Source organism: Streptomyces sp. NPDC001700 (assembly GCF_053596435.1).
Window position 1 is genome coordinate 44,389 of the sequence record NZ_JBSFGE010000015.1, and the last position, 26,037, is coordinate 70,425.

At 69.2% G+C, this 26,037-nt stretch carries 28 protein-coding genes; 16 read left to right on the forward strand and 12 right to left on the reverse strand.

The features are described 5' to 3' along the window. The first annotated feature begins 52 nt into the window (after positions 1-52). Entirely contained in the window at positions 53-406 is a 354-nt protein-coding gene (locus ACWC5C_RS26380; RefSeq protein WP_450879177.1) for an ATP-binding protein, read from the forward strand. Next, entirely contained in the window at positions 403-693 is a 291-nt protein-coding gene (locus ACWC5C_RS26385) for a hypothetical protein (RefSeq protein ID WP_450879179.1), read from the forward strand. The genes ACWC5C_RS26380 and ACWC5C_RS26385 overlap by 4 nt, the downstream gene beginning before the upstream one ends. Before the next feature lie 350 nt (positions 694-1,043). Here ACWC5C_RS26385 and ACWC5C_RS26390 read toward each other — a convergent pair whose 3' ends face one another. Then, positions 1,044-2,801, reverse strand: a complete 1,758-nt coding sequence (locus ACWC5C_RS26390) for a GmrSD restriction endonuclease domain-containing protein (RefSeq protein WP_450879180.1) — start codon at positions 2,799-2,801, stop codon at positions 1,044-1,046. Positions 2,802-3,892: 1,091 nt separating this feature from the next. Then, complete coding sequence (locus tag ACWC5C_RS26395) at positions 3,893-4,468, reverse strand: TetR/AcrR family transcriptional regulator (protein ID WP_450879182.1); 576 nt, start codon at positions 4,466-4,468, stop codon at positions 3,893-3,895. A 91-nt stretch (positions 4,469-4,559) separates the two neighbouring features. On the opposite strand from ACWC5C_RS26395, the gene ACWC5C_RS26400 reads away from it, so the two are divergent. Both ACWC5C_RS26400 and ACWC5C_RS26405 read left to right on the forward strand, forming a co-directional pair. Further along, the gene (locus ACWC5C_RS26400; protein ID WP_450879184.1) at positions 4,560-5,387 is read left to right on the forward strand and encodes an oxidoreductase; all 828 of its coding nucleotides are present in this window, start codon (positions 4,560-4,562) and stop codon (positions 5,385-5,387) included. Positions 5,388-6,038: 651 nt separating this feature from the next. After that, complete coding sequence (locus ACWC5C_RS26405; RefSeq protein ID WP_450879186.1) at positions 6,039-7,151, forward strand: right-handed parallel beta-helix repeat-containing protein; 1,113 nt, start codon at positions 6,039-6,041, stop codon at positions 7,149-7,151. A gap of 462 nt (positions 7,152-7,613) precedes the next feature. On the opposite strand, the gene ACWC5C_RS26410 is transcribed toward ACWC5C_RS26405, so the two are convergent. After that, entirely contained in the window at positions 7,614-8,009 is a 396-nt protein-coding gene (locus tag ACWC5C_RS26410) for a TetR/AcrR family transcriptional regulator (protein ID WP_450879188.1), read from the reverse strand. A 125-nt stretch (positions 8,010-8,134) separates the two neighbouring features. Here ACWC5C_RS26410 and ACWC5C_RS26415 point away from each other — a divergent pair, with 125 nt between their 5' ends. Continuing rightward, positions 8,135-8,833: an MFS transporter gene (locus tag ACWC5C_RS26415; protein ID WP_450879190.1), complete on the forward strand. Its 699-nt coding sequence runs from the start codon at positions 8,135-8,137 to the stop codon at positions 8,831-8,833. A gap of 83 nt (positions 8,834-8,916) precedes the next feature. On the opposite strand, the gene ACWC5C_RS26420 is transcribed toward ACWC5C_RS26415, so the two are convergent. The 3 genes from ACWC5C_RS26420 to ACWC5C_RS26430 all read right to left on the reverse strand — a co-directional run bounded on the left by ACWC5C_RS26420 (position 8,917) and on the right by ACWC5C_RS26430 (position 10,695). Continuing rightward, a complete protein-coding gene (locus ACWC5C_RS26420) occupies positions 8,917-9,237 on the reverse strand; it encodes a hypothetical protein (protein ID WP_450879192.1) in 321 nt (106 codons plus the stop codon). Between the two features lie 72 nt (positions 9,238-9,309). Continuing rightward, positions 9,310-9,999, reverse strand: a complete 690-nt coding sequence (locus ACWC5C_RS26425) for a DJ-1/PfpI family protein (RefSeq protein ID WP_450879194.1) — start codon at positions 9,997-9,999, stop codon at positions 9,310-9,312. Between the two features lie 150 nt (positions 10,000-10,149). Next, complete coding sequence (locus tag ACWC5C_RS26430) at positions 10,150-10,695, reverse strand: DJ-1/PfpI family protein (RefSeq protein ID WP_450879440.1); 546 nt, start codon at positions 10,693-10,695, stop codon at positions 10,150-10,152. 32 nt (positions 10,696-10,727) lie between these two features. On the opposite strand from ACWC5C_RS26430, the gene ACWC5C_RS26435 reads away from it, so the two are divergent. Further along, on the forward strand, positions 10,728-11,126 hold the full coding sequence (locus ACWC5C_RS26435) for a hypothetical protein (protein ID WP_450879196.1): 399 nt from the start codon (positions 10,728-10,730) through the stop codon (positions 11,124-11,126). Between the two features lie 16 nt (positions 11,127-11,142). Here ACWC5C_RS26435 and ACWC5C_RS26440 read toward each other — a convergent pair whose 3' ends face one another. Then, complete coding sequence (locus ACWC5C_RS26440) at positions 11,143-11,796, reverse strand: TetR/AcrR family transcriptional regulator (RefSeq protein WP_450879198.1); 654 nt, start codon at positions 11,794-11,796, stop codon at positions 11,143-11,145. 140 nt (positions 11,797-11,936) lie between these two features. On the opposite strand from ACWC5C_RS26440, the gene ACWC5C_RS26445 reads away from it, so the two are divergent. The 3 genes from ACWC5C_RS26445 to ACWC5C_RS26455 all read left to right on the forward strand — a co-directional run bounded on the left by ACWC5C_RS26445 (position 11,937) and on the right by ACWC5C_RS26455 (position 13,804). Next, on the forward strand, positions 11,937-12,965 hold the full coding sequence (locus ACWC5C_RS26445) for a hypothetical protein (RefSeq protein ID WP_450879200.1): 1,029 nt from the start codon (positions 11,937-11,939) through the stop codon (positions 12,963-12,965). Positions 12,966-13,091: 126 nt separating this feature from the next. Continuing rightward, positions 13,092-13,583 (forward strand): DUF2975 domain-containing protein, encoded by a 492-nt coding sequence (locus ACWC5C_RS26450; protein ID WP_450879202.1) that lies wholly within the window; start codon positions 13,092-13,094, stop codon positions 13,581-13,583. Beyond that, a complete protein-coding gene (locus ACWC5C_RS26455; protein WP_450879204.1) occupies positions 13,583-13,804 on the forward strand; it encodes a helix-turn-helix domain-containing protein in 222 nt (73 codons plus the stop codon). Before ACWC5C_RS26450 ends, ACWC5C_RS26455 begins: the two co-directional genes overlap by 1 nt. A 78-nt stretch (positions 13,805-13,882) precedes the next feature. Here the strand turns inward: ACWC5C_RS26455 and ACWC5C_RS26460 are convergent, their stop codons facing one another. After that, the gene (locus ACWC5C_RS26460; protein WP_450879206.1) at positions 13,883-14,998 is read right to left on the reverse strand and encodes a S53 family peptidase; all 1,116 of its coding nucleotides are present in this window, start codon (positions 14,996-14,998) and stop codon (positions 13,883-13,885) included. A gap of 267 nt (positions 14,999-15,265) precedes the next feature. Then, positions 15,266-15,808, reverse strand: coding sequence for a flavoprotein (locus tag ACWC5C_RS26465; RefSeq protein ID WP_450879208.1), 543 nt, complete (start codon positions 15,806-15,808; stop codon positions 15,266-15,268). Between the two features lie 97 nt (positions 15,809-15,905). Here ACWC5C_RS26465 and ACWC5C_RS26470 point away from each other — a divergent pair, with 97 nt between their 5' ends. Further along, positions 15,906-16,469, forward strand: coding sequence for a dihydrofolate reductase family protein (locus tag ACWC5C_RS26470; RefSeq protein ID WP_450879210.1), 564 nt, complete (start codon positions 15,906-15,908; stop codon positions 16,467-16,469). Between the two features lie 8 nt (positions 16,470-16,477). On the opposite strand, the gene ACWC5C_RS26475 is transcribed toward ACWC5C_RS26470, so the two are convergent. After that, the gene (locus ACWC5C_RS26475; protein WP_450879442.1) at positions 16,478-18,406 is read right to left on the reverse strand and encodes an NAD-binding protein; all 1,929 of its coding nucleotides are present in this window, start codon (positions 18,404-18,406) and stop codon (positions 16,478-16,480) included. A gap of 254 nt (positions 18,407-18,660) precedes the next feature. Here ACWC5C_RS26475 and ACWC5C_RS26480 point away from each other — a divergent pair, with 254 nt between their 5' ends. After that, entirely contained in the window at positions 18,661-19,452 is a 792-nt protein-coding gene (locus ACWC5C_RS26480; protein WP_450879212.1) for an alpha/beta hydrolase, read from the forward strand. Here ACWC5C_RS26480 and ACWC5C_RS26485 read toward each other — a convergent pair. Further along, a complete protein-coding gene (locus ACWC5C_RS26485) occupies positions 19,444-19,983 on the reverse strand; it encodes a GNAT family N-acetyltransferase (RefSeq protein WP_450879214.1) in 540 nt (179 codons plus the stop codon). The two genes, ACWC5C_RS26480 and ACWC5C_RS26485, sit on opposite strands and share 9 nt — an antisense overlap. A 176-nt stretch (positions 19,984-20,159) precedes the next feature. Here ACWC5C_RS26485 and ACWC5C_RS26490 point away from each other — a divergent pair, with 176 nt between their 5' ends. The 5 genes from ACWC5C_RS26490 (at position 20,160) to ACWC5C_RS26510 (ending at position 25,135) form a co-directional block, all read left to right on the forward strand. After that, complete coding sequence (locus ACWC5C_RS26490) at positions 20,160-21,617, forward strand: RraA family protein (protein ID WP_450879216.1); 1,458 nt, start codon at positions 20,160-20,162, stop codon at positions 21,615-21,617. After that, positions 21,614-22,951 carry a TRAP transporter large permease subunit gene (locus ACWC5C_RS26495; protein WP_450879218.1) on the forward strand — a complete coding sequence of 446 codons (1,338 nt, stop codon included), beginning with the start codon at positions 21,614-21,616 and terminating at the stop codon, positions 22,949-22,951. Before ACWC5C_RS26490 ends, ACWC5C_RS26495 begins: the two co-directional genes overlap by 4 nt. A 41-nt stretch (positions 22,952-22,992) precedes the next feature. After that, a complete protein-coding gene (locus ACWC5C_RS26500) occupies positions 22,993-23,283 on the forward strand; it encodes a hypothetical protein (RefSeq protein ID WP_450879220.1) in 291 nt (96 codons plus the stop codon). 106 nt (positions 23,284-23,389) lie between these two features. Continuing rightward, entirely contained in the window at positions 23,390-24,145 is a 756-nt protein-coding gene (locus ACWC5C_RS26505; protein ID WP_450879222.1) for an IclR family transcriptional regulator, read from the forward strand. 18 nt (positions 24,146-24,163) lie between these two features. Next, positions 24,164-25,135, forward strand: coding sequence for a cyclase family protein (locus tag ACWC5C_RS26510; RefSeq protein WP_450879224.1), 972 nt, complete (start codon positions 24,164-24,166; stop codon positions 25,133-25,135). Positions 25,136-25,163: 28 nt separating this feature from the next. On the opposite strand, the gene ACWC5C_RS26515 is transcribed toward ACWC5C_RS26510, so the two are convergent. Then, positions 25,164-26,015 carry an aldo/keto reductase gene (locus tag ACWC5C_RS26515; RefSeq protein ID WP_450879226.1) on the reverse strand — a complete coding sequence of 284 codons (852 nt, stop codon included), beginning with the start codon at positions 26,013-26,015 and terminating at the stop codon, positions 25,164-25,166. Between the last annotated feature and the right edge of the window lie 22 nt (positions 26,016-26,037).

The window sequence follows — 26,037 nt, forward strand, 5'->3', positions numbered from 1 at the left end:
TATGAGTAGTCCGCGAGTTTGGGGCCTGATGTGCCCAGGATTTCGAGAAGAGGTGACCCGTGCCCGCCGCTGGACCCGCGACATCCTCAGCGGCCACCCCTGCGTGGACAACGCCGAGCTGATCGTCAGCGAACTCGGAAGCAACGCCCTCAACCACACCGCCAGCGGCCGCGACTTCGGCACCTTCCAACTCACCCTGTCGCTGCTACCTCAGACCGTCACCATCTCCGTCAGCGATGCGGGCGCAAGCCCAGAACCTCACGTCACCGAGGCCGACCTGTACGACACCCACGGCCGCGGATTAAGCATCGTCATGGCCCTGGCCTGCCGCGTCGACATCACCGGCAACCAGCACGGCCGCACCGTCACCGCCCAGCTCGTAGCCCAACAGAAGGCCGACCGATGACATCCCACCCGGAGCGCAACGACGGCTCGGACCTGGACCAGCTCCACCGCGATGAGATCACCGTGACGATGAACTGGGTCATCCGCACCTGTCAGGAGATCATCCGCGATCACTGCCACAAGACGTTCTGGGTCCCCACCGGCACCTCAACCGGCACCACGCCGACCACGGACCACCTCATCAACTCGGCCCGCACCGACGTACTCAACAGGCTCCGCCACCAGCTCGACGGCGCCGAGTCCATCATCAGCAACGCCGAGCACGAACGTGCCAAGCGCAAGCAGTGAGTTACAACCTTCTCTACGGGTTCAAGGCGCCGCGCAAGCGCGGCGCGCGCGGCCCGGCGGTGCGGGCCGCCGCTCATGTCTCCGCCCCGCTCCGGCCCGACCGCCGGGCCGCGCGCCAGCAGCAGGCACCTTGGCTGAGGAGAAGAGGGTCCGTCGTGGCTGGGGGTCGGCTCCACGGCTTTAGGCACCTCCCCGGTCCGGGTCCCGCGTCGGGCAAGGCCAGGGGGCCACTCGTGCTAATTCCGGGCAGGTCCAAAGACTGCCCGAGTTGCCAATGAGCGTACGGCCCCCTGACCATGCCCGACCCCAGACCGGGCAGGCCACCGCCCAAACCCGCTCCACCGACCTGGTTAGCTGAAGATTTTGGCCAGCGCTGCTACTTTTTTGAGCTCTTTAATTTCTTCCGTCGAGGAGCCTCGTCGGACAAAGACACGATCGCCGCAGTAAGTGACGTCCTTTTGCCCTGGGATTAGTATCCGAATCACCGACATGCCCTTGTACTCGACGGTGTCGATCCCAGAAAGGATCTGGGTCGCCAGGGGCTCGCTAATGGGCTGCTGAGAGATTTTCGCGACAAACCTCTGCACGTAGGAATCCAGCGACATTTTTTTCAGCTTAGCCTCCCTTTCAATGCCGACCACATGATGCGACCCCACTTCAACCGGATCAATCCCATCTAGGATTTGGATCCGATTCGCATGGGACTCGTTATCTGCAACCCCGATGAACAGATAGCCTTCGACACCTGGCTTTACGTTAGCGATCGCACAAATCGTCTCAGTCAGGCGCTCAAAGATGGAATCGTTCCATGCGCGTTGACTGTCGAGTTGGAGCAACCCTTGCTTGAACTCGTATCGACTTGTTTCAATTCTTGACCTGCGAAGAGAATTCTCGAAATCGAGAGCGAGTCCGGGGCCATGACCGAATACAGGCGGAACCCTCGCCGTAAAGTTGCGCTGAATCAGGCCGGTAATTACGTCAATATTCGAAGTGCGATCCTCAGCCGAGGTATAGTGGCGAGCGCTCTTCAGTCGACGTCCGATTCCCCTAAGCGCGGAGACAATCGACGCGTAGTCGTCAGGAGATTTCTGCTGCCGAACAATCAAATCAAAGAACGACATAAAGATGGCATAGAAGGGCGTCCTGATCGGGTTACCACTATTTCCTGACCGCACCAAATTTCGTAGCCCGTTAGGAGAAGAAAGTTGGTCATCCATCACTTCAGCGAGTACAGAAAACGTCGACTGGATCTCTTCCTCTAGTCGACGCACCCCGTAAGCGGCCAGGTTGCGCTCGATACGCTTATGCTTTTCGCTCTGGGCATCATAGATTTCGTCGAATTCTTCTTTACTTGCCGGAAATGGGTTCCCCAGAAGGATTGATGCGGCGATATCGGCAACCATTTGCTCGTCGTCGCCTTCACGGAGTTGCTTGACGTTTAGGATTCCATGGCGAATCCAAACCGTATCCTCTGCTCTTACTCCGTACTGTTGCTTTTCGCGGGAAGATTCGATTGAAATACTCGGCATATCATGCAGCAGTAGGACATCGTCAGATACATCACCGCGCAGTGAACTTGCCACGGTCCGGACGACTTCAGAAAATGGGTTGAGCATCCCAGCTTGCCGCTTCTCCTGCACGCTCAACTGGCGCCCATTCGAATTGATTCTACTGAATACATCCGTAATTTGCTGCTCAGTTTGCGTGGGAAAGATCGTAACTGCCAACTGATAGTCCACTAAGTTTGCGCATTTTTCAGCCGGAAGCGGCATCAGAGTTTCTACCGGTTCGAACGCTTTTGAGTCTGCGGCTTGCCGGGCGCGGGCGCTCTGATTCAAATCAAAGTACATGCCGCAGTAGTCATATTTTTGCTCAATGAAGGCAAAAATTGCGTCAAGCCTCTGCATTCCGTCGATAATCTCATACTTGCCGCTACCGTGAATTTCTGGGCGCTCGGCAAGTAGGATCAGAGGAATCGGGTAGCCGTCCAAAATGCTATCGATTAGCAGTTGCTTTTCAGCTACAGACCAGACTAGTTTCCGTTGATACCGCCTGTTGACCAACAGGGCATCGTCCCTGAACAAACGGTATGCCTCCGTGACGCTCATACCTCGCGGCGTGATGGAGACATGCATCTCGCTAGCCAATGTCCACTCCAGGGGCTTGGGAACGCTAGACGGTAGCTTGGCACGCCCAGGGCGCTGTGTCCCAGAGTTTCCCAAAGATAGCTGTATGTGACTGACGTCCAGGACAGATATCAACGGCAGCGGACAGCGGGGAGTGGCGCGGACCTCAGCGGCAGTCCGTCGCTCGGCCCGGCGTCGGGGCGGACCGAATCGTGATGGGGCTTGTGAGCGGTGATCACTAGGCGAAGAGCCGTGCCCGATGCGTGCCCGATCGAGCGGTGAACGACGGTCAATCAAGGTCTTCGATGAGTCCCCTCACGGCGCCGCCGTCTACCCGTACCAGCAGGCCAGGTCCGGTTTCACGGCCGCCAGGCCCGGTGATTCCCAAGCTCAGGGCGCGAGTTCGATTCTCGTCACCCGCTCCACCACAAAGCCCCAGGCCAGCGGCCCGGGGCTTCTTTGTTGTCTAGACCTGGTTGAGCGTCGCGCACCAGATTCGCACCACTCGCGGAGTCCTCGGCGGTCTTCTCGGTCGAGCGCTATCGTGACAGCAGAGACGGCCGACAGGGAGAGTCCGATGACTGCCGCCCATGACTAGGCCGCAGTTCAGCGCACGTGGGAATCGTTGGGCTTCGAACCGTTTCGCGAAGATCTGTGGATCATGAAGCCACACCTGCGAGACCACGAAGACGCAGTGCAACGGCTGGAGGCCACACTCGCACCGCACCTCAGCCCCTTCTGAGCCTGAGGGCAACCGGTGGTGAATCACAGCCCGAAAGCGCCCGACCGCCCCGGTTCTGTGTAGCGCACATAGGGCTTGCTGGGACCGAAGCACGCACGCCTAAGCAGGCACCAAGTCGCTCAGCACCTTGTTGAGCGCAGCGTCGACAACGGGCGTCGCCGCCGTGACCTGGCGCAGGTCGTCAGCTTTCAAGTACCGGTAGCTCTGGGGCGGATGGAACGTGCCAGCAGCCCGCAGGGCGGCGAGGGGGACCGGCTCACTACTGATCACTCATCGCACCCATGTGCGCCCCCGACGCAGGGGGTCAGAGGGGCTTGGCACTCCTCGATCCTCAGATGCTCGTCGGGCGGGCGCGTGTGGTCAGGCCCGGGACGACGAGGGTGAGCCAGCGGGTTCGGGCAGCGGGTGGCTGGTCGGTGGGGGCGGTCGAGAAGAGGATGTAGATGTCGTTGACGGTGACGTCGGGGTGGATGTCGCCGTCGGCCTGGCCTGCCTGGATGAGGGCGGCCACGGCCGCGCCCGCACGGTCCTCGGCGGCGCGATCACCCGGCTCGGCATCGAGGGCCTGAGCGACGGCCTTGACCGCGCGGTCGGTCGCGGACGCCTCGACGACGCGGCCGAGGAACGCGGTCAGTTCGTCCACGGCGCGGGCGCCGGCGGTGACGCGTTCGAGCACGGCTTCGGCGTCGTCGGCGATGCGGGCGACGTGCTCGGCGACAACGGCCGCGACCAGGTCCGTCTTGGTGGGGAAATGCCGGTACAGGGTTCCCACGGCCACGCCCGCCGCGGCGGCTATCTCGTCCATCCCGACGTCGGGCCCGTGTGCGGTGATCTGCTCGCCAGCCGCGGCAAGGATCTTCTTGCGGTTGCGGACCGCGTCCGCGCGCGGCGCTTTGGCCTGGGGCATGTGACTCGTCAACCCTTCCACTTGCATCAAGGTGAACTACGGTTCAGGATAGATAGTGAACCGATGTTCATCTTAGTCATGAGGATTCGACATGCCCAAGACCGCCCTTGTCACCGGCGCCTCCTCCGGCATCGGCGAGGCCACCGCTCTCAAGCTGCGGGAGCTCGGCTACACCGTCTACGGAGCCGCCCGCCGCACCGACCGGCTGCGGAAACTCGCCGACCACGGCATCCACGCGCTGGCGATGGACGTCACCGACGACGACTCCCTGCGCACCGGCGTCGACCGCATCATCAGCGAGACCGGCCGCATCGACGTCCTGGTCAACAACGCCGGTTACGGCTCCTACGGCGCCCTCGAAGACGTCCCCTTGGACGAGGCGCGGCACCAGTTCGAGGTCAACGTCTTCGGCGCTCTGCGGCTGGCCCAGCTGGTTCTGCCGCACATGCGCGCCCAGCGCAGTGGCACCGTCGTCAACATCACCTCGATGGGCGGCAAGATCTACACCCCGCTCGGCGGCTGGTACCACGGCACCAAGTTCGCCCTCGAAGCCCTCAGCGACTGCCTGCGCCTGGAGGCCAAACCCTTCGGCATCGACGTCGTCGTCATCGAACCCGGCGGCATCGCCACCGAATGGGGCGGCATCGCCGCCGACAAACTCGAAAAGTCGTCCGTCACCGGCCCCTACGCCCGCCAGGCCACCGCTGTCGCCGCCTCCCTGCGCTCCGAGGCCAACGCCAAGCGCAACTCCCCGCCCGCCGTCATCGCCGACGCCATCGGCAAGGCCGTCACCGCCCGCCGCCCCAAGCCCCGCTACGCCACCGGCTTCGGCGCCCGGCCCCTCATCGCGCTGCGCCGGGTCCTGCCCGACCGGGCCTTCGACGCCCTCATCTCCCGTGCGGTGGGCCTGCCCCGCTGACGGTTCGAGCAAGGCCGAACGCAGCCAGGCTGCGCACATGCTCCCCGCTGGGGCGCCTGACACAGAGGCATCACACCATCACGTAGCTCTGCCACCTCTCGCTGAGGCGGGCTGGGGCGCATCGGCTCGCCCCAGCCCCGTCGCCGTCGGGCTTCCCGCGCCACAGCCTCTCCACCCGGTCCGGGGCAACGCTCAAGGGCACGATGGTTCGGGCCGGTTACGAACAGGTCCGCTCCATCGCCGCCGCCCTGGCAGGAGACCGCGAGGCCGCCGAACGCGTGGAGCTCACACTGCCGGGGACCGGCGTCTGCGGCGGCGCCGGGTTGTTCGATGAACCCGCCGATGCCGAGGCCAACGGCGGCGGCTGCTGCGCCGCCCCGCCACCGTCCAGATCGACGACGCACCCAAAACCGGTGGCTGCTGAGGGATCCCCGAAGCGGCTGTGACCGGCTCTCTTACGGACCGGTCGCGGCCGCAATGCGGTAGCCAGCCCCACAACACCGCACCAACAGGACCGCTCGCCGCACGACCCGGCTTGCTGCCAGGGCTGACGCTCATGGCGGCCAGAATCGTTTGGCCGTACACCAGGTGAGGTTGCGATCACCTGTAGTTACAAATGAAACGTCATTCTTATCATCCCGGCTGATCAGCGTGGTCGCTGCTGCCGGTGATGCGCCGCTTCACTCCAGCGTTGAGGAAGGCGTAGCGATGAAGATCATTTTTCCGTACGGCCCCACGATAACCGCGGTCGGCGCAGGGCTCTGCCTCGCGGTCATGCCGACCGCGTCGGCCGGCGCCGACGATGGGACCCAAGTGCGGTGCAACGACATCCCCGGCCTGGTGGATGCGATCAATGAGGCCAACACCAACGGCGGTCGCATCACCCTCGCGCCCCGCTGCACCTACACCCTGACCGCTCCCGACAACACGGACGACGGGCTTCCGGAGATCACCGGGAATGTGACCATCACCGGCCGCGACACCACCATTCGACGCGACCCGGACGCGGCGGAGAGCTTCCGCATCTTCCACGTGGTGGAAGACGGCACACTCACCCTGAAATCGCTCACGATCAGCGGCGGCCTCATCGGAGGCTCCGGCGGCGGCATCCTGAACGAGCAGGGCACGCTGAATTTGAACGACACGGGCATCAAGAACAACTTCGCAGCCACCGGCGGTGGCCTCTCCAACATCGGTGGACAGCTCACCCTCGACCGCACCACCGTCGAGCGCAACACCTCGGCCAGCTTCGGCGGCGGAATCTCCAACGACGGTGGCGGCACGATGACGATGAAGGGCGGGGCCCTGCGCAAAAACCGTGCGGTCAACAGCAACGGTGGCGGCCTGGAGAACATCCTGGGGACCGCGTCCCTGGAGTCCGTATCGGTCCAGGGCAACACCGCACTGGTGGGTGGCGGTATCCGCAACCCGAACGGCTCCACCGTGAACCTGAAGTCGACCACCCTCAGGGACAACATCGCGGTGACAGGCGCCGGCCTCTCCAACCTCGCCAGCACCGCCACACTGGTCGACAGCCTGGTCACGCGCAATACGGCGATCACCGCCGGCGGCGGCATCCTCAACGAGGCGGGCGGCCAGGTCACGCTCACCCGCACCAGGGTCGTCAACAACGCCCCGGACAACTGCTCCCCCGAAGGCAGCGTCCCCGGCTGCACCAACTCCGCCACCAGCGTCGCCCCGCCGCCCTCGCAGAAGTTCCTGCCTGACGACGACGTCAAGGACGACGTCAAGGACGACAAGTGAGCCCCTTGGGCTGAAACGCAGCCACGAGCCCCTGACCCAAGTCCAGCACGTGCTGGGACGGAAAGCTCGTCACCGCACGCGGACCGCCGCACTGCGACAGGTCTGTGGCGGGTCGTCGTGACCTGCTCGGCGACGCAGAAGGGCAGGGCTCACTCCCTGGGTCCCGCCCTTCTGCTGCGCGTGGCTGTTCGCGATGATCTTCGGTCACACCGGCCGCATCTGATGTCTGCGACTGCGACTGCGACTGCGTACCCAGCGCTGGGACGAGGACTGGGGCATTCCCCGCCTTGATTTCGGCGGCCCGGTCACCGCAGAAGAGATCGACCGGGCGGTCTCGGACGGCGTGGCGGACGCCGAGTGATCGTCGTCGGCGAAACTTCCGGTCTGGTCGCTGCCCCATCGACATCCCCGTTGACGAACGCGACGCAGAGCAACGGCTGGAGACCACACTCGCACCGCACCTCAGCCCCTTCTGACCTGCGTGGGCCGATGTCGACGTGCACCTGTGTCGAAATACCGAGCAAGAAGCCGTGGATCATTGACGTGACGCCGTCCACGTCGGTGTCTTCGGCGAGTTCTCCTGAGGCGATGCCGCGTACGACGCACGCCCTGATGCGTGCTCGGTCCGCTGCGCGGCGCGCCGCTACGACCTTTCGCGCTCCGGCCTCGCCCGCTCCCGGTGCCCGGACCGGCGATGTAGTGCTCGACGGCCTTCTCGAACAGTCCCTCCTTCGAGCCGAAGGCACCGTAGAGGCTCGCGGAGGACAGCCCTGTGGTCTCACGGAGCTGGGCCAGCGATGTCGCTTCGTAGCCCTGTTCCCAGAACAGCAGCATCGCGGCCTCCAAGACGGCCTCCATGTCGAAGATGCGGGGACGGCCGACGGGGGACACGGCGAAGCCCCACGCCGGTCCGCGAGCGAGCGCACGAGTCGTTCCCCGTTCCGGCACCGGTGGTGATGGCGTGTACCGGATTCATCGTGATCATGACCGAGACGCTGATACCCGCGATCGCGCTGACGCGCGGGGCACGGCGGAAGCCGCTCCTCCTCGCGGGCCTGCTCGGGTCCCTCGTCGCGAACGCCGTCACCGCGGTATCGCCGTCGTTCACGGTCGCTCTTGTCGCCCGGTTCGTCGGGGGAGCCTTCTCCGGTCTGCTGTGGGGCATGCTCGCCGGATACGCCCGGCGTATCGCCGCACCTGAGCACGCCGGGCGTGCCCTTGCCATCGCCATGACCGGAACGCCGGTCGCGCTCTGCGTCGGAACACCACTTGGCGCCTGGCTGGGCTCGACGGTCGGGTGGCGCTGGTCCTTCGCCGCGATGTCACTGCTCAGCGTCATCGTCATGGTCTCCGCGAAGTTCCTCGTGCCCGACGCCCCGGGGCAGTCGGCGCGGACACGCGCTCCGCTCAGCCGAGTGCTGGGCATTCCCGGCGTGGCGACCATCCTCGCCGTCGTCTTCGTCTGGATGCTCGCGCACAACCTGCTCTACACCTACATCGCTTCCTACCTGCAGCAGATGCGTCTCGCGCTCCGGCCCGACGTCGCACTTCTGTTCATCGTCGCCGGGGCGCTTCTCGCCGCCGCGCAGCAGTCCACTGTGCTCGTGCTGCTCGCGATCGTGGTGCTGTGGGGGCTGTGGTCGTCGATGGCGTGGGCGCACCGGTTCTTCCAGCCGGGATGATCGGCGGCGTTCTGCTCCTCGTGGGTGCGGCGGTCGGTGCCGTTGAGGGCGAACGGGCGGGGAGGGGAGAAATTTCGTGATGGCTAGCGTTCCACGGCCGCTGGGACAGCACGGCGTCGGCCGGTGACCTGCGAGGCCGGAAGACGTCCGGCCTTGGACGTGCCGGTCAGAGTGTCGCCGTCGACCGTGACCGCGAAGGCCAGGTTCAGGCGCAGGGGCTTGGTGATGGCCTGCTTCCAGGTGAGTCGGTCATCCTCGAGGGTGATGTCGCTGAGTGGGACGTTCTCTCCTGCCCCGTGGGCTGCCCCGGTCAGGACACCGTCCTGCCGGGCGAAGTCGACCACGGCTTCGATCCTGCCGATCGGGGTGGAGATGGACAGGTCCCAGACGCCTTCTGCGGCCATGGTGCTGTTCTTCCTTACGAGTGCGGTGTGGTTGAAGTGCGGTGTGGTTGAACTGCGGGGCGGCATGTGTGGTCAGAGGCCGGCGGGAACGGGGCCTTCGTGGCGCCAGACGGTGCCGCGCCGCTCATAAGCGAACAGTTCTTCGACAGCGTGGGCGATCTGAGGGCCCACCATGCGCTCCAGCAGGTACAGGCCCAGGTCGAGGCCGGAGGTGACGCCGGCCCCGGTGACGAGGTCACCGTCGTCGACGACGCGGGCGCTGACCGTGTGGACGCCAGTGGCGTCGAGCAGGTCCAGACCCATGTGGTGGGTGGTGGCGTAGCGGCCCTCCAGCAGGCCGGCCATGGCCAGGACGAGCGAGCCGCCGCACACCGCGCTGAGCGTCACCTCGGGGTTGTCCCCAGCCGCCTTCAGCAGTGTGGGCAGCTCGGTCGTCAGGGTGCGGCCCAGCAGTACGGGGATGAATTCGTCCTGCTGCCGTTCCCCGGCCGCCGCATCGTGGTCAGGGACCTCGCCGGGCTCTCCCACGCGGCCCGAGGCGCCGGGGACCAGGATCAGGCCCGCGCGTGCGGGGTCCAGGGCGGCAGTAGCGCGCAGTACCAGGCTCCCGGTGCCGCTGACCACGTCACGCGGTCCTTCCGCGGAGACCAGTTCCACACTCACCGCGCCGCCGGAGGCGGTGCCGCCGGCGTACAGCACTTCGTAGGGGGCGACGACATCGAGCGGATCGAAGCCGTCGAACAGGATGATCTGGGCATGCATGGAGAAGTTCCTTCGCGGGCGGTCGGCATCCGGCCCTTGCCGGTGTCGCTCCCGACGCTAATCGGCCGTCAGCCTGTCCCCAATTGGCTTTAGTGACGCCTTTCAACGGAATACCGCCAGGGCTGTAGGCAAGGCTCTTCGCCGGCCCGGTCAACACGCCGGAGTGAGGGCGATGCCATGGGATGGCGGCAATGAGATCAGCGTCAGCTGAGCACGCGGCCCGAGGGCGGCTACCGGGTGCGGCTGCGGATTCCCCTCAGCACGGACTGAGACCGCTGGAGCCCACAGCGGCGCCCGAGCCCGCCGCCATCCGCTGCTCCAGTACACGGGACACGGAATGCCGGAGATCATCGTCGGCCTTTGTGGCCCACTCATTGAACAGCGCCACCGCTTCGGGCCCCGCGTCCTGGGGGAGCCTGCGTCGATGGGCGGCTTGGGGTCGTATTCCATGGCCAGCTGCGAGAGTTTCGCGGACTTTTCTCCGAGGACGTGCGCAATGACCGTGAGGCCGAAGTCGATGCCCGCGGTCACGCCGCCGCCGGAGAACCTGTTCCGATCGATGCACACTCGCTCCGTCGACACCTCGACGCCCAGCCGCGCCAGATGGTCACGGGTGGACCAGTGCGTTGCCGCGCGATAGCCGTCGAGCAGCCAGGCCGCGGCGAGGGCGAGTGACCCGGTGCAGACCGAGGTGATGTACGAGGCCGTCGCACCAGATAGTCACTCCGGTGTCGGAGACAACCGGTTCGAGTGTGCTGGATATCAGGTGGACCTTCATGCCCGCGCCCCAGAAGGCCGTGTGCGGACCGATGAAATCCAGTGTCGGCGCGGCCGCGGCGCTGGAGGCGTTACGCGAAGCCCATATTGACGGGGCGCGCGTCGTGTCCATTCGCAGTGGTGTCTTCGCTCTTGCCGAGTCCGGCCTGCTCGACGGGCTGACCGCCACGACACACTGGCGGGCGGTGGACCGCCTTGCCCGACTCCACCCCGCCGTACTCATCGATCCGGACGTTCTCTACATCGACCACGGCCACCGGCACCAGCCCAACCGCCTACCGCCAGACCTTCAGCCGCCGCTGAGAGCCTGTCGGGTGGCGGTTGATGACGCCGCGACATCGCCACCTTGACCGCGGCCTCTTGCGGTCAGCTGCGGCGCGGGCGTCGATCCCGGCTGCCAACTGGGCTTCGGCCGTGGACCAGTGGGAGGAAGACCTCGTCGACGATCTCGGTGAGGGTGGCGTCCGGCACGGCCGGGGCGCCGCTCGTCACGTATTCGTTGCGCAGCAGTGCCGTGGGGGCGGACGCGACCCGGGGGTGCAGTGCCTCGGGTGCGGCTTCGCCGCGGGCCACCGCCCGGCCGAGGACCGTCAGCCATGCCGCCTGGTGTGCGTCGCCGCCGGCCGCCGGGTCGCGCAACTCGGCGACCAGTTCCCGCGTGCCGTCGGCCGCCGCGATGAGGCCGCGCAGGATCTCTCCGTACGGTGACGACCAGGTGCTGTTCGCACGCCGCAGCAGTTCCAGCGCGTCCTCCCGCAGCGAGCCGGTGTCCGGCACCGTGGCCTCGGTGGCGGCCAGTCGGCGGTACGCGGCGGCGCCGAGCGCGACGCGGTTCGGCCAGCGGCGGTAGATCGCGTTCTTGTTCGTGCCCGCCCGCCGGGCCACCGCGTCCATGGTCAGACCCGGGACGCCGGACTCCCGCAGTATTTCCGCCGCCGCCCGCAGAATCGCCTCCTCCAGCACGGCGCCACGCCGCCGCTGCGCCCCGGCCTCGCGCCCCGTGTCCGTGGACTCCGGCACTGCTTGTCCCCTCTCGTCGTACACCTTGGCTTCTACGGTACGGAACGTACTCGTCCCACGCTCTGCCGAGCCGCCTCCACTACGGTTTAAGGTACGCTCCGTACCTTAAACTTTTCGGCAGATCGGCAGAGAGGATCGCCGTGCGCGTCTTCGGCATCAACTTCGACACCGGCTTCACCAGCGCGGGGACCACCACCCGCGAGCCCTTCGACCCGGTGACCGTCCGCCGCGAAATGGAGATCATCCACGACGAGCTGCGCTGCGACGCCGTACGGATCACCGGTGGCGACCGCGACCGGCTGGAAACAGCCGCCCGCCTCGCGGCCGAGGCCGGACTCGAGGTCTGGTACTGCCCGTTCACCAACGACCTCACCCAGGACCAGCTCCTGGACTTCCTCGCCGACAGCGCCGGGCGCGCGGAGAAGCTGCGGCGCGAGGGCGCCGAGGTGGTCTTCCTCACCGGATCGGAGATCTCCCTCTTCACCCCGGGCTTCCTGCCCGGCGACACCTTCACCGAGCGGGCCGCCGTCCTCTCCGACCCCCAGCGGCTGCGTACCGCGCTGGCCACCGTGCCGGTCTTGATGAACGCCTATCTCGCCAAGGTGACAGCCGCCGTGCGGGCCCGGTTCACCGGCCGGATCGGGTATGCGTCGCTGCCGTTCGAGGGGGTCGACTGGACGCCGTTCGACATCGTCACCACGGACGCCGGTTACCGCGACGCGCAGAACGCCCCCCATCTCGCCGACGGGCTGCGGGCCCTGACCGCGCACGGCAAGCCGGCGGCGGTCACCGAGTTCGGATGCGCCCCTTACCGGGGAGCCGCCGCCGTCGGGAGCCGTGGCGACGCGGTCATCGACTGGGACGAGCGGGCCCGCCCCGCGCGGTTCAACCATCCGGTCGCCCGCGACGAGCAGGAACAGGCCGACTACCTTCGCGAACTCCTCGGCCTCTTCGAGCACTCCGGGATCGACGCAGCCTTCGTCTACGCCTTCGCCCGCTACGACCTGCCGCATGACGAGGACAACGACGACCGCGACTTCGACAAGGCGTCCTTCGGCATCGTCAAGGTCCTCACCGACGGCCGCACGGGTACGACGTATCCCGGCCTGCCGTGGGAACCGAAGGCCGCCTTCAACGCGCTCGCGGAGTACGGCCGCGGCCGTGCGTAACGGCAGCCGCCGCACCGCACGATCACGACTGGGGCCATCTTCAGCAACGCCGAGCACGAACGCAGCCCTTGATTCATCTATCGATATTCGATAGATTTCCATCGCAACTCGATGGAAGGACGGGCCATGGGACAGCTAGCAGTGCGTGCGCTTCGCGCCGTGCTCGTGGTGGTGCTCGCCGGCACCGTGTTCGTGCAGGCGTTGATGGTGTGGGTGTTGGTCACCGGGAGCGATCCGGAGGACGGGGCGCTCCCGCTGACCGCGCTGCGCGTGATCACGGTCCTGGGCACGGGCGCGGCCCAGGTCGCGCTGGTCAGCGTATGGCGGCTGGTGACGATGGTGCGACGCGGAACCGTGTTCTCCCACGCCGCCTTCCGGTACGTGGACGCCGTGATCGGCGCGATCGTGGCGGCTGCCCTCCTGTGGTTCGCGGTCACGGCCCTCAACGCGCCGGGCCAGCGGGACGACCCGGGCGTCACCGTCATCATGGGCGGGATCGGCCTGGCCATCCTGGGGGTCGCGCTCATCGTGCTCGTGCTGCGGATGCTGCTCGCCCAGGCCGTCGCGCGTGACGTCGAAGCGGCACAGATGCAGGCCGAGTTGGACGAGGTGATCTGATGCCGATCACCGTCGACATCGACGTGATGCTGGCCAAGCGGAAGATGTCCGTGGGCGACCTCGCGGACCGCGTAGGGATCACGCCCGCCAACCTGGCGGTACTCAAGAACGGCCGCGCCAAGGCGGTGCGTTTCGCGACGCTCGCCGCGCTCTGCGAGGTGCTCGAGTGCCAGCCGGGCGACCTGCTGCGCTGGGAGACCGAGGACGCCCCGGGCGCATGACGTCCCCCGGCGGGCGTGAACCGCCTGGTCCATGGACCAGCCACCGAAGTTTGTTGTCCGGACCTGACCGTCCGGGGGTCAGCGGCGCAGGCCGCGGACTCCTCTGGGGGTGCCGACGCCGGTCGGGCCGTCGTAGCCGATCTTGGCGGTGCAGAGGTAGGAGCCACCGCAGGAGCCCGTGGATCCCTGGTCGATGTCCCAGAACGCCGAGCGGTGGGCGTACGGGTAGGAGTTCGGGCGGTCCGCCGGGCCCGGCTTCCCCGCCAGCGCGTACATCCCGGCGATCAGCGCGCTGGACACGCTGGTGCCGCCGATCACCCTCCAGCCCGGGGAGCTGAACGTGGAGTAGAGGGCGAAGCCGGTGGCCGGGTCGGCGAGCGCGGAGACGTCCGCGACGGTGCGCCTGGGGCAGTCGGGGTCGGTCTGGAAGGGCGGCTTGGGCTGGAACTGGGAGCAGCCGGAGCCGGACCGGCTCCAGGCGCTCTCGTACCAGCCGGAACGCTTCTTCTGCGGGCCCGGCACCGGCTGGAGCGAGCGGTCCAGCCGGGTGCCCCCGGCAGCGGTGACGTACTGGGATGCGGCGGGATAGATGAAGCCGTTGTAGCCGCCGTTGCCGGAGGCGCCGACGAAGGCGATGCCGGGGAAGTTGAAGTAGGTCTGGTCGAGGGCCAGCTGGGAGGCGCTCTCCGGCAGGCCCCAGCTCATCGAGATGTACTTCGCGCCCTGGGTGCGGGCTTGAGCCACCGCCGTGAGCATGTTGCTGAGGGAGTTGGTGTCTGCCTCGACGAGCAGGATCTTGCAGCGGGGGCAGGCGGCACTGACAGCCTCGATATCGAGGGCGGTCTCAGTCGCCCAGGCAGGATCGGTGAGCGGTGGCGGGGTGCTGCCGCCGTTCTGGTTGATCTTCCGGAAGCAGCCATTGGCGGTGGTGCACGGCGGCAGATGGAACGTACGCCGATAGACCGCCAAGTCGCTCTCGGCCTTGGGGTTGTCGAACGCGCTGACAACCGCCACCGTCCGGCCCGCGCCCGCGTGAACGGGCAGTCGGTACGCACTTTGGATGTCGCGGGGGTGGTAGCCGGGCGGGTTGGTGCTGTCGGACGACGAGTTCGCCATCGCCGGAATGTCCGTTCGCAGCTCGGCCAGACAGGTGACCGTACCCGGCGAGGGGCTGCAGACGGGCTCGGAGGCCACCGCCTTCCCCGCCCGGCCTGCCGCCCGGCCTGCCGCCCGGCCTGCCGCCGGGGCCGGGGCCTGGGCCGTAGCCGCTGACCGTTGGCCTCCGGTGCCTACCGCCTGGGCGTTCGCACCGGCAGGGACGAAGGCCAGGCTTGCCACCAGGGGCACTGCGCCCAGCAGCACCCGCACTATGTGTATGTGTCTCATGGCCTTCTCTGATGCCTTGGGATTAATCGGAATATCCGACCAGACATCAGGAATGCTTCGAATGGAGCAGCGATCTCACCGCTTTGGCCCTCGACAAGTGAGAAGCTCCACCGCTCGCTCCCACCGGAACCGGTCACGGCCCCCGCCCGCCTTCGGCTGATGCGGTTCGTATTCGGCGACGAGCACTCCCATCTCGTCGCGCAAGCGGTTCAAGCTCTGCCGGTACGCGGGATGGGCGGCCTGGGCGGCGTTGAGGTACGGCAGGGCGGCGGTGGGGATGCCCAAGCCGTACGCCTCGCACAGGACGCCCACCGCCAGGGTGTCGGCGATCCCGGCGGCCCACTTGTTGATCGTGTTGAACGTCGCCGGGGCGACGGCGATCGCGTCCGCGGGCGGGAGGGGGCGCGGGTCGCCGGGGGAGCGCCAGGCGGAGCGGATCGGGTAGCCGGTCTGGGCCTCGACGGCCTGGGCGTCGATGAAGCCCAGGCCGTGGGGCGTGGCGATCACGCCCACGTCCCAGCCCCGCTCCTGCGCCGCGTTGATCAGCTTGCCGACGTCACCGGCGATCCCGGCCGCACAGACGACGACGTACAGGAACGGCTTCTTCCGCTCACTCACGTGGGGACTCCCGGTTTTCGGCTGAAGTGGTGCGGCGCGATGAGTTTTGCCGGGGGCGGCGGTCCTACTGTCGACACCGGTACCGAGGAGGCTTCTCATGCGCAGCGTGACCTATTCGATGAACGTCTCACTGGACGGCTACATCGTCGGGCCGGACGGCGGCTTCGACTGGACGGCGCCCGACGAGGATGTCTTTCGCTTCTGGATCGACGAGATCCGGGAGGTCGGCGTCCACCTGTTGGGGCGGCGGCTGTACGAGACGATGCTGTACTGGGAGACCGCCGACCAGGATCGCTCGCTCGACGACGCGGAGCTGGAGTGGGTCGCGCTCTGGAATCCGCTCCCCAAGGTGGTGTTCTCCACCACGCTGTCGGCGGTGCGGGGCCAGGCCCGGCTGGCCTCCGGTGGGCTGGCGGAGGAGATCGAGCGGTTGCGGGCCGAGCCGGGGGAGGGGGAGATCGCGATCGGCGGCGCGACGCTCGCCAGCGAGGCGGCCTCGCTGGGGCTGATCGACGAGTACCGGGCCATGGTCTACCCCGTGCTGGTCGGCGGTGGCATTCCGTTCTTCCCTCGGCATGAGCGCCGGGTGGATCTCGAACTCGTCGAGACCCGCACCTTCAGCTCGAAGTTCGTCTACCTCCGCCACCGCGTGGCGCGCTAGCGCGTCCGTCAGCCGGTGCGCGCGTCTCCGGCGAGGAGTTCGCCCAGGCCCTGGCGGGTGGCGGCCAGCACCACGCGGTCCTGGGAGCGCAGGACGTAGCCGGGGTGCAGGTCCCAGACCAGGCCGGGTTCCCGTGCGTCACCGTCGTACGTAGCCGCCAGGTCGCGTTGGCGGTCCGCGGGTTCCGCCGCGTCTAGGGCGATCACCCGCCAGGCGCCCGGGGTGAACGCCTCGGCGACCGTACGGCCTTCCAGCTGCGGGTGCCCGGCGACGTGCAGGGCGGCGAAGACCAGCACCCGGCGCTCGACCGGTATGGCGCCCAGGATCTGGCGCCCCATCATCGCCCCGGCGAAGGCGGGCGCCGCCAGGGTGGAGACGCTGCGGCTGCGCGTCAGGGCCTGGGGGTGGGCGGCGCGCAGGGTGCGGTAGACGGCGGTGGCGAACTGGTCGTCGTACAGGCGCAGCCCCACCCGCAGCCGGGGTTTGACGGAGCGGGCGTAGAGCGTCGCTTCCAGGTTGGTGGTGTCGGAGCTGGTCAGGGCCAGCAGGGCGTGGGCCCGCTGGATCTTGGCGGCTTCGAGGACGCCTTCCTGGGTGACGTCGCCGGTGACGGTCGGCACGCCCAGCCTGCGGGCCAGCGGGATACCGCGCGCGCCGGGGTCCTCTTCCACGCACACCACGGGAATGTCCATCTCCCGGAGCCGGGCCAGGACGCGGGTGCCGATCTTGCCCAGGCCGAGCAGGACGACGTGGCCCGAGAGGCCGCGCGGGGGTCGGCGCAGCGCGGACGCGGTACGGAACGTGCCCAGCGCCTCGAAGGCGGCGGCCACTAGGACGGGCAGCAGGAGCAGTCCGGTCAGCCCGGACAGCAGTTGGAGGATCTTGCGCGCGGTCGGCTCGTCGAGCGCCGGTTCGTCGATGGCCAGGACGTCCAGCACCGTGAGGTAGGCCGCGTGGACGAGACCGTCGCCGGTGAGCCGCCAGGAGGCGAGGGTGAGCGCGAGTACGGCGATCACCATTCCGGCGACGGACCAGCGCAGTCGGCGGGAGAACAGCGAGGCGAGGGGCACGCGGCGGCTGCCGAGCCGCCGTGACGGCATGGGTGATCCGGTGGCGGAGACGGCGTCGAGCACCACGGTGCCACGGCCGGTGGCGGCGGCGACCTCGGCGTCGCCGGGCAGCAGGCTGGGCCCTTCGTCGCCGCTGCTGTCCGAGCCCTCGCTGCCGCCGGGGTCGCTGGTGGTGGACGAGAGCAGGGCGAGGGTGCACAGGCCGGGGTCGGGGATCTCGTCGCGGCGGGGCGGGGTGCGTTCGGCCGCGCGCAGCAGCAGCCCGTCGGCCTGCACCACCTTGCTGGTGCCCGCGATGGCGGTGGCGGCCAGTGCGGGCGCGACGGTGTCGGCGTCCGAGAGGACGGTGGCGGAGGCGTCCAGCTCCGCCGCGTCCATGCCGGGGTCGGCGACCCGGGCCGCCTGGTCGAGGAGGTCTTCCAGGTGCTGGCCGAGTTTGCGGTTGTAGAGCCGGATGACCAGCCGCAGCCGGGGGTTGAGGCGGCGGGCGCGCAGGGCGGCGTGGATGTTGGCCTCGTCGTCGTCATGGACGAGGGCGAGCGCCGTCGCGCCCTCGACGCCCGCCTCGGTCAGCACGCCGTCGTCCAGGGCGTGGGCCTCCACGACGCGCACGCCCGCGTCCGGGTCGTCATCGGCCACGGGGTCGGCAACGGGGGTGGCCACGGGCTGCCGGGGCAGGGGAACCCGTCCGACGGCCGCGGTGAACCGGCCGAAGAGCGTGGCGGCGGGGCCGCCCGCCATCCGCTGCCCCGTGGGCTCCGCCAGGGGAACACCGCCCGGGATGACGACCGTGACGCGTGCCCGGTAGACGCCGTGGAGTTCGGCGGCCAGGCGGTGCGCGAGCGCGTCGTCACCGCAGACGACCATGTGCGGTGCGGCCGGGCCGGGTGGTGCGGCGGATGAGGAGAACACGACGTCGAAGCCCCCGTTGGTTGTTGACGTGGTCGGTCAGCTCAAGGCGTAGTAAGGCGAAGTACCGCAGCCACATATATCCGGCGTACGGCGGTGGCGTCACGGCGGTGGCGTCACGGCGGTGGCGACCAGGCGGATGCCCACCGCCGTATCGTCGTCTCGACGCCGCCGCACCGGGGCACGCCCGGGAGGGGGAGGGGAACGGAACGATGAGCGAAGACGAAGACCCCGCGAGCGACACGGGCGACGCGGGTCCCGCGGGTCCCGCGTCGCCGGACGCCGACCGCGTACAGCTCGTATCCCACCGTCCGCTGATCGTGCACACCCTGCCGTCCGCCCCGCGCGCCGCGGTGCTCCTCCTGCACGGAGGGAGCGCGGACGGCCTCGCCCCTCCCCCGCCGCTCAACCTGCCCGCTCTGCGGATGCGCCCGTTCCGCAGCGCGGTGTCGCGGGCCCTGGACGAACGGGGGCTGGTGCTCGCCTCCGTGCGCTACCGGTGCCGAGGGTGGAACGGCCCGCGTGCCGACGCCGCGCACGACGCCCGAGGCGCCCTCGACGAACTCACCGCCGGGCTCGCCGGACTCGCCGAACTCACCGCCCCCGGTCTGCCGGTCGTCCTGGTCGGCCACTCCATGGGCGGCCGCGCGGCGCTCCTGGCCGGGGGACACCCCTCGGTGCTGGGCATCGTCGCGCTCGCACCGTGGTGCCCGCCGAACGAACCGGTCGCCCATCTGCGCGGCAAAGCCATCGCCGTCCTGCACGACGAGCGCGACCGGATCACCGAGGCCGAGCACTCCTGGCTCTTCGCCGAGCGGGCGCGGCACGCGGGCGCCCAGGTCCACACGATCGCGATGCGGCACGGCGGCCACACCATGCTGCGCGGCGCCCGCCACTGGCACCGGCTCACGGCGGACCTGGTCGAAGCCATCCTGGACGGGTCCCCCATGCCGACCGCCTCACGGTCCACGGCCGGTCGTCGGGCTCGCACGAGTTCAATCTGACGGCGTGGCCGGGGACCGCATGCCGAGCCACTGCTCGGCGCCCCAGGCCTCGAACCGCTCCACCTCGGTGAACCCCAGCTTCGCCGCGAGACGCATCGAGCCGATGTTGGCGGTCTGGGTGGTGAGCACCACCGGCTCGCCGGGAAGCGCGTCGTCGAGCCAGCCGAGTGCCGCCGCGCACGCCTCGGCGGCGTAGCCGCGTCCCCACGCCCGCGGCAGGAACAGGTAGCCGAGATCGGCCTTCCCCATGGCAGCCGGGCGACGGTGCCCCGTCGCTCTCCTGAGCAGGATCTGGCCGATCATCGACCCGTCGAGATCAACGACGAAGCTCCCGGGCCACCGCTCGGGCGCCCTGGGCATCGCGCGCTGCAGCTCGTCGCGCGGGCGGGGACCGCCGAGGTAGGTGTGCACCTCCGGCGAGGCGAGCAGCTCGATGAACGCCGCGCGGTCCCGGGCCTCGGGCTCACGGAGCACGAGCCGCTCGGTCCTGATCGGGGCAGGTGGCCAGGCGACGGCGCCTAGGTCAGTCATGCGGGCCAGCTAATCAACCGCGCGGGGCCCGGGCCAGTGGCCCGGGGAGCTGGTCGGGGAAGCGGGGCGCCCGGAGCGGGTTCGGGCTCACCCCTTGACGCCGGGTTCCGGCGTGGGCACCATCCTCCCACCTTCAGTGAGAAAAGTTATCACTGTGCGATAAGAGTGAGGTGTCGATGCGCGTAGGGATCCTTGGGCTGGGCGAGGCCGGGGCGCTGTACGCCGCGGGTTTCGCGGAACATGGCTGGTCCGTCGTGGGATACGACCCCGGCGACGTGCCGACACCGCCCGGCACCGCCCGCGCGGGCAGCGTGGCGGAAGCCGTCGCCGGGGCCGATGTCGTGCTGGGGCTGACGGGGGCCAAGGCGGCCGCGGCGGTGGCGGCGGAGGCGGCACCGCATCTGCGGGACGGGGCGCTCTTCGCGGACATGAACGCTGGAGCACCGGACCTCAAGCGGACCATCGACGGCGTCGTCGCCGAGGGTGGGCGAGCGGTCTTCGCGGACGTATCCGTGATCGGTTCGGTGCCCGCGTACCGCCACCGCACGGCGCTGGTGGCCAGCGGCCGGGGCGCTCCGGCGGTGGCGGAACACTTCGGGGCGCTGGGTGCGCCGGTGGAGGACCTGGGCGGGGAGCCGGGGGCGGCGTCGGCCCGCAAGCTGCTGCGCAGCCTGTTCATGAAGGGGCTGGGCGCGGTCATCGCGCAGACGGTGGAGGCGGGCCGCGCCGCCGGTGACGAGGAGTGGGTACGCCGCCAGATCGCCCAGGAGCTGGCCGATGGCGAAGCCACGTTGGACCGGCTGCACGCGGGGACGTTCAAGCACGGGCTGCGGCGGGCCGCCGAAGTGGCCGCCGCGGCCGACCTGATGGCGGAGCTGGGCCTGGACACGGCCCTGGCCCGGGACATCGGCAGGCTGCACGCCCGCGCCGCCCGACCGGGCGGACTGCGCGCCGCGCCGCTGGTGACCGGGGAGCTGCTGGCGGCCTACGAGGGGCTGGCGACCGCCAACATCGGCGACGCCCGCGACCGGCTGGGACTGCTCGACTCCGGAATCAGCCCGCTGTGGACCGGCGCCCGCGCGGTGGGCCGGGCGCTGACGGTGCTGACGCGGGCCGGGGACAACCGGGCCATCCACGACGCGCTGCGGATCGCCGGGCCCGGTGACCTGATCGTGGTCAACGGGCAGGGTGACACCTCCCGCGCCCTGATCGGGGAGCTGATCGCCGAGCGCGCCCAGTCCCGTGGCGTGGTCGGCATGGTCCTCGACGGCGCCGCCCGCGATGTGGAGGTCCTCCAGGAGATCGGCTTCCCGGTGTGGGCGCGTGCGGTCACACCGGCCGGGCCGTACAAGGACGGTCCCGGCAGGGTGAACGTCGCGGTCGCCGTGGGGGGCGCGGTGTGCGGGCCGGGTGACCTGGTCGTCGCGGACGGCGACGGGGTAGCCGTGCTTCCCGCCGAAGAGGCAGAGTCGACACTGGTCGCGGCGCGCGAGGTCGAGGCCGACGAGGCGCGCCGCCGCAGCGGCATCCGGACCGCACGCGCGGCGGACGCACGAGCCACGGACGCGCGCTCGGCCAACGCACCGGGCACAGGCGCACCGGCCGCAGGCACACCGGCAGGAGAAGCCGCATGATCGCGATATGGGCCCTGGTCTGCTACATGGCGGCCATCATCGTCTGGAACGCCGTGCTGAAGCGGAACATCGGCGAAGCCCTCCTCGTCGGCTTCCTGGTGACCGGCCTGTTCGCGGGCGGCGACATCGGCCACGTCATGTGGGGCGGGTTCGCCGAGGCGATGCGGGAGGAGGTCACGTTCGCCGCCCTGGCCTTCGTGTTCATGAGCTATCTGCTGAGCCGTACGCCGGTCCTGGACCAGCTGCTGAACATCCTCAACTCCCTGCTCGGCCGTCTGCGGGGCGGACCGGTGTACACCTCGACCGTCGCGGCAGGCATCTTCGGCGCGATCGCCCACGTCGGAGCCGCCGTCACCGCCGCCGTCGGCTCGGTGACCATCCCGTGGATGAAGCGCTCGAAGGTCAGCGGCGAACTCGCCGCCACCGTCGCCGCCGGTGGCGCGGGCATGGGGGTGACCTTCCCGTTCAGCTCCACGATGTTCATCCTGATGGGCTCGGCCGGAGTGGCGTCGCTGGTCTCCAAGGACGACATCGTGCTGCCGCTGTTCCTGGGCGGGCTGTGGTGTCTGGGCTACCGCCTGCTGGCGGCGTTCTGGATGATCCGCCGACACAGGATCCAGCCCATGGACCGCGCCGACCTGCTGCCGCTGCGGGCCAGCCTGGGCGCGGGGTGGACCAGCCTGTTCCTGTTCGCCGGGATGGTCGTGCCCCTGCTGCTGACCCGTGGCCCGACCGGTGGCGAACTGGGCCGTTACGTCGGCGCCACGATGTCGGACGCGATCAGCCTCATCACCTGGATACCGGTCCTGCTCATCGCGATCGTGCTGTTCCTGGGCCGCCGCCGACTGCCCCGCTCCGGCCGTGGGTGGTGGCAGCTGCTGGAAGGGGCGGCGCCGCAGTTCGGTGTCATCGGCGTGACGATCGTGGCCGCGTTCTCCGCCTCGAACGTCCTGGGCGAACTGGGCCTGCCGCAGCAACTGACCGATCTGCTGGGGCAGTTGCAGGCGCCGAAGTGGGCCATGGCCCTGATCGTCGGGGTGATCGTCGTCGCCGTCGCCATCCCGCTCACCGCCAGCGCCACCATGGCCGCCATCGGCCCGGTCGCCGTCTCCTCCCTGGCCGAGGCCGGGGTGCCCGCCACCACCGCCTGCGTCGCCGTGCTGATCTTCGCCTCCACCGAGGGCGCCTCGCCGCCGTCCGGTGCCCCGATCTACGTGGCCAGCGGCATCGCCGGGGTCAACCCGGCCCGCACCTTCGCCCCCCTCGTCGGCTACTACTGCCTGCCGATCCTGCTGATCGGCGCGGCGGTGGCCACCGGCGTGCTCCCCGTCTGATCCGTCCCGCCTGATCCGCCCCGTCACAGCAAGGTCGTGCCATGCCTGCCATGCCCATCCATCTGATCAAAGTCCTCTTCCGCCTCGGCATCCTCGTCTTCCTGCTCGGCGGTCTGTGCATCGTCGTGGGCCAGGCGCTGGGGCTGATGCTCGGCGACGCCGCCTGGGTCAACGGTGTAGCGACCACCGCCGGGCCCCCGACCTTCATCGCCGCGGGCATCACCGGTCTGCTCGCCTACGTCCTGACGTACGCCCGGCCCCGCGACTCGGGTGCGGCTGCGGCAGCCGCACCCGAGGCACAGCCCGCCACGGCCGCGGCGCAGCCGGAATAAGACACACCGCGCTGGGTGGATCTTGTGCGCACCACGCCGCTGCTCGCATGCTGATAACACTTATCAGGAAATTCCGCAGCCGAGCAGACCACCCAGGAGCCGTGCCATGGCCGCCGCCACCCCCGCCTCTCCGATGCGCTCCGTCGACCGGGCCTTCGACGTGCTGTCCGTACTGGAGGACGCCCGCCACCCCCTTCGCCTGAGCGAGATCGCCCGCCGCTCCGAACTCCACGTGGCCACCGCCCAGCGCATCCTGAACGTCCTCATCGACCGCTGCTACGCCGTCAAGGAGGAGACCGGGTACGTCGCGGGCCCGGCGTCCGTGGCCACCGCCCACGCCTTCCTGGTCAACAACCGGCTCAGCCAGGTCGCCCTGCCCGTCCTGCAGGAACTCGCCGCGACCACCGGCATGACGTCCACCCTGTACGTACGTGTCGGCCTCGCCCGCGTGCTGATCGCACGCGTCGAGGGCCTCAACCCGCTCCGGTACCAGCTGCCCATCGGCGAAAAGCTCCCCCTGCACCTGGGCGCCGGGAAATCCCTGGCCGCCTGGCTGCCCGAGGACGAACGCGACGCCTACATCGACAGCGTCACGCCCTTCACCCGCATCTCCGGCGAGCGCGTCAGCGCCGACGACCTGCGCGGCGAGCTGCTGCGCACCAAGGACAGCGGCCACGCCATGTCTCTGAGCGAACGGGTCCTGGACGTCACCGCCGTCAGCGCCACCGTCCGCCGAGGCGAACACGTCCTCGGCGCGCTCAGCGTCGCCGGTCCCAGCGGCGACCTGCCCACCGCCGACCATCCGCGCGTCATCACCGAAGTACGCCGGGCAGCCGGGGCCATCGCCGCCCGCTGCCCCTGAGCAGAAAGCGCCGTCCCCTTGCGCCATCCCACGTACCACGAGCTGTCGCAGCGCACCGACGCCCCGCCCGGCTCCAGTTGGCACCTCTTCCCCGACCAGCCCGAACGCGGCATGGCCAACTTCGCGGGCCCCGAGCAGATCCGGCGGGCGGCCCGGGAGGTCCGCGACGGCCGGGCCTTCAACCTCGACTACGCCCTCGACGCGTTCGACCCGCCCATGTCCCGGGCCCGTGGCATCCCCCACCACCGCATCACCGCCGCACACGACCAGGCCCGGGACGACGTCCTGGACAACTTCCACCTCCAGGCCAGCACCCAGATCGACGGCCTGCGCCACCGCCGCGCCTCCGGACACGGCTTCTACAACGCCGTACCCGACGACGAGATCGCGCCGCGAAGCCCCCGGCTCGGTGTGCAGCTGTGGGCCGAGACCCCGCTGGTCGGCCGCGCGCTGCTCATCGACGTCGACGGCCTCCTCCGGGCCCGTGGCACCCCGCCCGGCCACGCGACCGGCCCCGCCCTCGGCCCCGGGCTGCTCGACGCGGCGCTGGAGGCACAGGGCTGCCAGGTCGAGCCGGGCGACCTCGTCCTCGTCCACACCGGGTGGGCCCACTGGTACCTGACCGCCGAACCCGGCGTACGGGCCACGGTCCGCGCCGAGCGGCGCGCCACCGGGTTCGCCCAGTCCCGGGACTTCGCCGCCTGGTGCTGGGACCACCGCATCGCGCTGCTGGCCACGGACACCTTCGCCGTCGAAGTCCTGCCCGTCCTCCCCGACAGCGACTTCCGCCACAGCGCCCCCGAGGACAACGGCATGATGCATCAGGAGCTGATCGCCAAGCTCGGCCTGCCGCTGGGCGAGCTGTGGAACCTCACCGCCCTGACCGCCGACTCCCGGGCCACCGGCCGCTGGACCAGCCTCCTGACCGTCAAGCCCCTCAACCTCACCGGTGGCGTCGGCTCCCCCGCCAACGCCACCGCCCTGCGCTGACGTTCGTCGTCAGTCCTGCCCCGTCACATCAATCGGTGTCGCGGTGGAGACCCGCGAACCAGTCGACGACGGCCGGGTCGCGGTGGTCGAAGAAGAGGGAGCTGCCGGTGTCCAGGGTGGCGATGGCCGCCATCTGGTCGTCGGTGAGCGCGAAGTCGAAGACGTCGATGTTCTCCGCCATCCGCTCGGCGCGGACCGACTTGGGGATGGTGACGACGTCCCGCTGGACGAGCCAGCGGAGCACGATCTGCGCCACGGACCTGCCGTGCCGCTCGGCGATCCCGCTGAGCAGCGGGTGGGTGAAGAGACCGCCCCGGCCCTCGGCGAACCCGCCCCATGACTCGATCTGGACGCCGTGCTCCCGCATGACCTCCTGGTCGGCGGTGCGCTGGAAGAACGGGTGGGTCTCGATCTGGTTGACCGCGGGGGTGACCTCGTTGAAGGAGAGGAGGTCGACGAGCCGGTCCGGGTGGAAGTTGGAGACGCCGATCGCCCGGACATCGCCGTCGCGGTGCAGCCGCTCCATGGCGCGCCAGGAGCCGTAGACGTCGTTGTAGGGCTGGTGGATCAGGTACAGGTCGAGGTAGTCGAGGCCGAGCTTGCGCAGCGAGGTGGCGAAGGCGCGCCGGGTGTTGTCCTCGCCGGTGTCCCGGAGCCACAGCTTGGTGGTGACGAACAGCTCGTCGCGGGGGATGCCGCTGGCCTTGATGGCGCGGCCGACCGCCTCCTCGTTGCCGTAGGAGGCGGCGGTGTCGAGGAGCCGGTACCCGGCGGCCAGGGCGTCGAGGACGGCCTGTTCGGTCCGCTCCGGCGGGATCTGGTAGACGCCGAAGCCGAGGATCGGCATGTCGATGCCGTTGTTGAGGGTGACGTACCGCATGGGGATGTCCTTACGTGCGTAA

Coding starts and splice junctions, on each gene's coding strand:
- ACWC5C_RS26400 (WP_450879184.1), top strand. CDS start 4,560: ATGCCCAAGACCGCCCTTGTCACCGGCGCCTCCTCCGGCATCGGCGAG.
- ACWC5C_RS26470 (WP_450879210.1), top strand. CDS start 15,906: ATGCGCAGCGTGACCTATTCGATGAACGTCTCACTGGACGGCTACATC.
- ACWC5C_RS26455 (WP_450879204.1), top strand. CDS start 13,583: ATGCCGATCACCGTCGACATCGACGTGATGCTGGCCAAGCGGAAGATG.
- ACWC5C_RS26385 (WP_450879179.1), top strand. CDS start 403: ATGACATCCCACCCGGAGCGCAACGACGGCTCGGACCTGGACCAGCTC.
- ACWC5C_RS26515 (WP_450879226.1), bottom strand. CDS start 26,015: ATGCGGTACGTCACCCTCAACAACGGCATCGACATGCCGATCCTCGGC.
- ACWC5C_RS26425 (WP_450879194.1), bottom strand. CDS start 9,999: ATGCATGCCCAGATCATCCTGTTCGACGGCTTCGATCCGCTCGATGTC.
- ACWC5C_RS26480 (WP_450879212.1), top strand. CDS start 18,661: ATGAGCGAAGACGAAGACCCCGCGAGCGACACGGGCGACGCGGGTCCC.
- ACWC5C_RS26485 (WP_450879214.1), bottom strand. CDS start 19,983: ATGACTGACCTAGGCGCCGTCGCCTGGCCACCTGCCCCGATCAGGACC.
- ACWC5C_RS26500 (WP_450879220.1), top strand. CDS start 22,993: ATGCCTGCCATGCCCATCCATCTGATCAAAGTCCTCTTCCGCCTCGGC.
- ACWC5C_RS26420 (WP_450879192.1), bottom strand. CDS start 9,237: ATGGCCGCAGAAGGCGTCTGGGACCTGTCCATCTCCACCCCGATCGGC.
- ACWC5C_RS26505 (WP_450879222.1), top strand. CDS start 23,390: ATGGCCGCCGCCACCCCCGCCTCTCCGATGCGCTCCGTCGACCGGGCC.
- ACWC5C_RS26450 (WP_450879202.1), top strand. CDS start 13,092: ATGGGACAGCTAGCAGTGCGTGCGCTTCGCGCCGTGCTCGTGGTGGTG.
- ACWC5C_RS26390 (WP_450879180.1), bottom strand. CDS start 2,801: ATGAGCGTCACGGAGGCATACCGTTTGTTCAGGGACGATGCCCTGTTG.
- ACWC5C_RS26490 (WP_450879216.1), top strand. CDS start 20,160: ATGCGCGTAGGGATCCTTGGGCTGGGCGAGGCCGGGGCGCTGTACGCC.
- ACWC5C_RS26415 (WP_450879190.1), top strand. CDS start 8,135: ATGACCGAGACGCTGATACCCGCGATCGCGCTGACGCGCGGGGCACGG.
- ACWC5C_RS26395 (WP_450879182.1), bottom strand. CDS start 4,468: ATGCCCCAGGCCAAAGCGCCGCGCGCGGACGCGGTCCGCAACCGCAAG.
- ACWC5C_RS26495 (WP_450879218.1), top strand. CDS start 21,614: ATGATCGCGATATGGGCCCTGGTCTGCTACATGGCGGCCATCATCGTC.
- ACWC5C_RS26410 (WP_450879188.1), bottom strand. CDS start 8,009: ATGGAGGCCGTCTTGGAGGCCGCGATGCTGCTGTTCTGGGAACAGGGC.
- ACWC5C_RS26475 (WP_450879442.1), bottom strand. CDS start 18,406: ATGGTCGTCTGCGGTGACGACGCGCTCGCGCACCGCCTGGCCGCCGAA.